Here is a 5,737-nt window from a genome sequence, read left to right as displayed (position 1 = left end):
GGGAGGGGGCCGCCGCCGTACCGTCCCCCGCCAACCACATCTTCAAACTGCCCGACGTCGGCGAAGGCACCGCCGAGGCCGAGCTGGTCGCCTGGCACGTCGCGGTCGGCGACGTCGTCGCAGAGGACCAGCTGCTCGCCGAGGTCATGACCGACAAGGCCACAGTCGAACTGACCTCGCCCGTCAGCGGCACGGTCGTCGCCCTGCACGGTGATGCGGGCCAGCAGATCGCCGTCGGCGGCCCGCTGGTGAGCTTTCAGGTCGAGGGCAAGGGTAATCAGGCAGTGACCGTCGCTGCGGCCGCCCCCTCCATTGCTTCGCGGTCCCCCTCCCCCGATGGGGGAGGATTGGCGGCGAAACCCGCTCCCAAATCTCCCCCCGCCGGGGGGAGTACCCGCGAAGCGGGGGAGGGGGGCAAGGCCCGCGCCCTCTCCGATCGCAACCAGCGCCCGCTCGCCTCCCCCGCCGTGCGCAACCGCGCCCGCGACCTCGGGATCGAACTCCCGTTCGTCCCCGGCTCCGGCCCCGCCGGCCGCATCGAACACGCCGACCTCGACGCATACATTGCTTCGGGCATCGGATCGTCCGTCCCCGGAGCATCGCCCTCCTCGACCTACGCCCGCGCCGAAGGCACCACCGAAACCCGCATCATCGGCCTGCGCCGCAAGATCGCGGAGAAGATGGCCGAGAGCGTCCGCCGCATCCCCCACATCACCTATGTGGAAGAGATCGACGTCACCGCCTTGGAAGAGCTCCGCGCCCACCTCAACGCCACGAAGAAAAAGGACCAGCCAAAGCTGACCGTCCTGCCCTTCATCGCCCGCGCCATCGTCGTCGCCCTGCGCGACCAGCCGACCATCAACTCGCACTACGATGACGAGGCCGGCGTCCTCACCACCCAGGCCGCCGTGCACCTGGGCATCGCCGCCCAGACGCCGAACGGCCTGATGGTGCCGGTCGTCCGCCACGCCGAAGCCCGTGACGCTTACGACACCGCGCTGGAGATCGCCCGCGTCTCGACTGCAGCGAAAGACGGCTCGGCCAAACGCGACGAACTGTCGGGCTCGACCATCACCATCACCTCGCTGGGCACCTTGGGCGGCGTGGTCCACACCCCCATCATCAACCGCCCCGAGGTCGCCATCGTCGGCCCCAACAAGATCGCCGAACGCGTGGTGGTCAAGGACGGCCAGATGGTCGTGCGCAAGATGATGAACCTGTCCTCCAGCTTCGATCACCGCATCGTCGACGGCCACGACGCGGCGGTCTTCGTCCAGCGCATCAAGGGCCTGCTGGAGCACCCCGCGACGCTATGGATGGGGTAAGAACCATGGCTGACGCGATCAAAACCAAAGTCCTCATCATCGTTACCGGCACCGGCGGCTATGTCGCCGGCATCCGCTGCGGTCAGCGGGAGCTCGCCACCGCACCCCACATTCCGCTCATCCCCGCGAAAGCGGGGACCCAGTGTTTTGGATGATCGGTGTTGGAAACTTGGCGCAGGCGGTAATCCCGCTCACCCTGCCGCGCGAAAGAACTGGGTCCCCGCGTTCGCGGGGATGAGCGGATTTAGGGGATGGCGTTCTTCACCTACATGGTGGCCAGCGGGCGCAACGGGACGATCTACACCGGTTCGACCGATGACCTCGTCACCCGTGTGTTCCAGCACAAGAACAAGACATTCACCGGCTTCACGGCGAAACACAGCGTGGACCAGCTGGTCTGGTATGAAGTCTTTGAGAGCCGATCCACCGCCTTCAAACGCGAACGCCAGATCAAGAAATGGAACCGGGCCTGGAAGCTGGAGCTGATCGAGAAGACCAACCCCGGCTGGGACGATCTTCACGACCGGCTTCGCCTCGGTGATCTAAAAGATGCAAAGGACTGGAAACCGCCTTTGGATCAAACGGACGGGACCAACGATCGTGAGTGAATCAAGCCCAACCCCACACCCCGCACATCCCCGAGAAAGGGGGGACCCAGTGTTTTGGGAGAGCGGTGCTGACCATTTCGCTTCGGTGTCGATCCCGGCGCAGAGTGCGTAACGAAAGAACTGGGTCCCCGCTTTCGCGGGGATGAGCGGATTATCTGAGAGATTTGATGGCTGAGCAGATCAAAACCAAAGTCCTCATCATCGGCGCCGGCGCCGGCGGTTACGTCGCAGGCATTCGCTGCGGCCAGCTGGGGCTCGACACCGTGCTCGTCGACGGCGGCGACGGCCTCGGCGGGACCTGCCTGAACGTCGGCTGCATTCCGTCCAAGGCCATCATCCACGCGGCCTCGAAATTCGAGACGGTGGCCAAGGCGGCCAACGGCGGCACGCTCGGCATCACCGCCGCCAAACCGGCCATCGACCTGGCCCAGACGGTCGCGTGGAAGGACGGCATCGTCAAAAAGCTGAACAACGGTGTCGCCGCCCTGCTGAAGAAGTCCAGGGTCAAGGTCATCAAGGGCTGGGCCAATTTCACCGACGCCAAGACCTGCACGGTGAAGACGGCCGAGGGCGACATTGTCATCTCAGCCGAACACGTCATCCTCGCCACCGGCTCCGAGCCGGTCGAATTGCCGTTCCTGAAATTTGGCGGCGATGTGATGTCCTCGACCGAGGCCTTGGCGATGGACGCCGTGCCGAAGACGCTGGTCGTGGTCGGCGGCGGCTATATCGGGCTGGAGCTCGGCATCGCCTTCCGCAAGCTGGGGGCCGAGGTGGCCATCGTCGAAATGGCTGACCGCCTGCTGCCGCTCTACGACAAGGCTCTGACCGATCCGGTCCAGAAATGGCTGGAGAAGCACGGCGTCGAACTGCATCTGGGCGCGAGGGCCGGCGGCTTCGACAAGGGGCAACTGACCGTCACCACGAAGGACGGCAAAGCAATCAAGCTCAAGGCCGACAAGGTCCTCGTCACCGTCGGCCGCAAGCCGCGCACCCAGGGCTGGGGCCTCGAGAACATGGGCGTGGCCATGGCCGGGCCGTTTGTGAAGATCGACGACCGCTGCGCCACTTCGATGAAAAACGTCTGGGCCGTCGGTGACCTGACCGGCGAACCGATGCTGGCCCACAAGGGCTCGGCCCAGGGCGAGATCGTGGCCGAGATTATCGCGGCGCGTGAACGCCCTCAACCAGCGAGCGACCGCGTCGCGAGCGACAGGGCACAGGAAAGACGGTTCGACCCCGTCACCATCGCCGCCGTCTGTTTCACAGAGCCCGAGATCGTCTCCGCTGGCCTCGGCCCGCTGGACGTCGAGGGCCGCGACGACGTGATCACCGCGATCTTCCCGCTCGCCGCCATTGGCCGCGCTCTGGCCATCGAGGCCGGCGAAGACGGCGGCTTCGTCCGCGTGCTGGCATCGAAGTCGGACCACCGTCTGCTGGGCGTCCAGGCCGTCGGCCAGCACGTCGCCGAACTGTCCAACAGCTTTGCCCAGATGCTGGAAATGGGCGCGGTGCTGGAGGACGTCGCCGGCGTCATCCACGTCCACCCGACCCTCGGCGAGGCCTTCCACGAGGCGTCGCTGCGCGCGCTGGGGCACGCCATCCACATATAACATCGTTCGACATTTCGGTAGGACCCGCTACGGTCACGCCGCGCTTGGGAGGGCGGGAAATGATCAAGTTCAAACGGTCTGTCGCATTGATCGCGGTCTTTGCGCTCGCGGGCTGCGCGTCGTCACCGCGGGGGTTCGCGCCCGTGATGGCGCAAACGCCCGCCGATCAAGCCGCATTCGAGGCGGCATTCAACGTTTGCAGCGCCGAGGTCGCGTCCGGTCGGCGCGAAGGTTTCCGCTCCGGTCGGGGCGGTTCGGCAGCGGGCGGTCTGGCCATCGGCGGGGCAGCGGCACTGGCGACGGGAGCGTCTGCGGCCTCGGGGGCCGGCATGCTTGCGGGTGCAGCCGGAGCGGCGGGCCTGGCCGCCGGACTGATCGTGCTCGCGCCGCTGGCCATCTTTGGCGTCTCGCGCATCCAGCGGGCGAACAAGGAGCGCGAGATCCAGACCGCCATGACGACCTGTCTGGCGGAAGAGGCTATATCATTGACGACTGGCGCGTGCCTCCGCGCGGTGCGACCGGTCTGGCCTCGCCAACGCGCCCGGCGTCCCAGCCGTAAGGCGATGCTCCGGAACGAACAGGCGGTTTCTCCCAACCGTCACAATCCTCTGGTCTAAGCGGCGCGACTTCCACCGTTGTCCGGAGACTGACGATGACCCGCACCCTACTCGCCGCCGCCTCAGCGGTCGCCCTGCTCGCCCTCGGGGCCTGCGGCGACGGCGCCGGATCGCAAGGCTCGCGCGCCGGGATCTGGGCCGCCGGCTCATCGACCGTCTTCCCGTTTGCCACCCGCGTGGCCGAGAATTTCGCCCGCACCTCGGGCGGAGCGGCGCCGCGCGTCGAATCGCTGGGCACCGGCGGTGGCATCCAGGCCTTCTGTCAGGGCGTCGGCCCCTCGACCCCGGACATCGCCAACGCCTCGCGCCAGATGAAGGCCTCGGAGTTCGAACTGTGCCGGACGAACGGCGTCACCGACATCGTCGAAATCAAGATCGGTTATGACGGCCTGGTCATCGCCACGGCCCGCAACGCGCCCGACTACGGCTTCACCGGCGACGATCTGTACCTCGCGCTGGCCAAGCAGGTGCCCGGACCGAACGGCAGCTTCATCGCCAATCCGAACACCAACTGGAGCCAGGTCAATCCCGGCCTGCCCGCGACCCGCATCCAGGTCTACGGTCCGCCGCCCACCTCGGGCACGCGCGACTCCTGGCTGGAGCTGGCCATGGCGCCCTCGGCCGAGGCCGTTCCGCAAATGGCGGCGCTCGCCAAAAGTGACGCTGACCGTTTTGAAGGCCTGGCGCATACGCTGCGTGAGGATGGAGCCTGGGTCGATTCCGGAGAGAACGACAACGCCATCGTCCAGACCCTGAGCCGCACCCCCGGCTCGACCGGCGTGTTCGGCTATTCCTTCCTCGAGCAGAACAACGACTCGGTGAAAGCCCACAGTGTGAACGGCGTCATGCCGACGCTGGAGACGATCGCGTCGGGCGAGTATCCAGTCTCGCGGTCGATGTTCATCTACGTCAAGAAGCAGCACGTAGGCGTGACGCCGGGGCTGGAGCAGTTCGTGATGGAGTTCATGAGCGAAGCGGCCGCCGGTCGCGGCGGCTATCTCCAGGATCGCGGCCTGGTGCCCCTGCTCCAGGCCGAACTTTTAACGCAACGCGCGGTCGCCACGGCGCTGACGCCGATGACGGTTCCCGCAGAGTAAACGCAGGTCCCTCTCCCTTACGGGTGGAGGATGGATCGGTGAAGCCAATCCGACGACGGGTAGGCCGGAGGGGCGGATGAGAGGCTGTTTCCGCAGGCCCGTCCCTTTCGTTCTTTCTCCCCCGCTGTCGTCATCCCGGCGCAGGCCGGGACCCAGCGGCGCGCGAGAGCGCGAAGCTGTCGGGAACGAGACTGTGTCCGTCATTTGGTTGCTTCGCTGCGCCCTCCATGCCGCCTTCGGCACCTCCCCCGGTCCGAGCTTTGCTCGGCCGAAGGATGACGATGGGTTGACGGCTACGCGCCGCCCTTCGGGTCCGGGTCTCAGCTGCGTTCCGCCCGGAATGACGATAGCGGATCGGGGGTCGACACTCTGCTGGCAATCCGTCGATCGTCGTCACATCTCGCCCAGCCAACCCCCTGATTTTGCGCGCCCTTCAAAAATCACAGCGTCACCAGCCCGCCCTGGTCGAAACTCGTG

6 protein-coding genes are annotated in these 5,737 nt (G+C 66.5%); all 6 read left to right on the top strand.

The features are described from left to right. On the top strand, positions 1 to 1,325 hold a 1,325-nt coding region (locus ACESMO_RS11630; protein WP_372708309.1), incomplete at its 5' end, for a dihydrolipoamide acetyltransferase family protein. A gap of 5 nt (positions 1,326 to 1,330) precedes the next feature. Further along, positions 1,331 to 1,480: a hypothetical protein gene (locus ACESMO_RS11625; protein WP_372708308.1), complete on the top strand. Its 150-nt coding sequence runs from the start codon at positions 1,331 to 1,333 to the stop codon at positions 1,478 to 1,480. Positions 1,481 to 1,576: 96 nt separating this feature from the next. Then, complete coding sequence (locus tag ACESMO_RS11620) at positions 1,577 to 1,933, top strand: GIY-YIG nuclease family protein (protein ID WP_372708307.1); 357 nt, start codon at positions 1,577 to 1,579, stop codon at positions 1,931 to 1,933. A gap of 167 nt (positions 1,934 to 2,100) precedes the next feature. After that, positions 2,101 to 3,546: a dihydrolipoyl dehydrogenase gene (gene lpdA, locus ACESMO_RS11615; RefSeq protein ID WP_372708306.1), complete on the top strand. Its 1,446-nt coding sequence runs from the start codon at positions 2,101 to 2,103 to the stop codon at positions 3,544 to 3,546. 146 nt (positions 3,547 to 3,692) lie between these two features. Next, complete coding sequence (locus ACESMO_RS11610; RefSeq protein WP_372708305.1) at positions 3,693 to 4,163, top strand: hypothetical protein; 471 nt, start codon at positions 3,693 to 3,695, stop codon at positions 4,161 to 4,163. A 35-nt stretch (positions 4,164 to 4,198) separates the two neighbouring features. After that, positions 4,199 to 5,260 (top strand): substrate-binding domain-containing protein, encoded by a 1,062-nt coding sequence (locus ACESMO_RS11605; protein ID WP_372708304.1) that lies wholly within the window; start codon positions 4,199 to 4,201, stop codon positions 5,258 to 5,260. Positions 5,261 to 5,737: the final 477 nt, after the last annotated feature.

The organism is Brevundimonas sp. (assembly GCF_041688735.1).
In the GTDB taxonomy this organism is placed as follows: Bacteria; Pseudomonadota; Alphaproteobacteria; order Caulobacterales; family Caulobacteraceae; genus Brevundimonas.
The sequence above is the reverse complement of the archived record's forward strand: the minus strand, read 5'-3'. Positions and strand labels throughout refer to the sequence as shown.